A 387-nucleotide genomic window follows, 5' to 3' on the forward strand; every position below is an offset into this window, starting at 1 on the left:
GCTTAGTCTCGCCTCTCTAGTAAATGGCTGCGCTTACCGCAAGTATTGCAAATAGTGCGGCCGTTACCTTTCTGATCATTGCCAGTGGCAAGCGCTCTGCTGATAACTTCCCAATAATCACAACTGGCACATTCGCAAGTAACATCCCAATCGTTGTGCCCAGCACAACCATCATCAATGCATCCGAGTATTGCGCCCCTAAGATTGAGGTCGCAATCTGCGTCTTGTCTCCGATCTCAGCCACGAAAAAAGCAATAAAGCTGGCCACAAAGGGACCTTTGTTCGAAATAGACTCATCTTCATCTAGTTTGTCGGGAATAAGTACCCACAAAGCCATAGCGGCAAAGCTTGCTACAACAACCCACTTTAGAATCGCCGGGTTTAACA

General features: G+C 47.5%; 1 protein-coding gene. It reads right to left on the minus strand.

Annotated features, from left to right (window positions below; all coding sequences use genetic code 11):
- Positions 1–16 precede the first annotated feature (16 nt).
- Positions 17–387, minus strand: a 371-nt coding sequence (locus AB4585_RS23515) for a TMEM165/GDT1 family protein (protein ID WP_372171188.1), incomplete at its 5' end; no start/stop codon positions are given.

The organism is Vibrio sp. 10N.222.49.C9, from assembly GCF_041474985.1.
Taxonomy (GTDB): Bacteria; Pseudomonadota; Gammaproteobacteria; order Enterobacterales; family Vibrionaceae; genus Vibrio; species Vibrio crassostreae_C.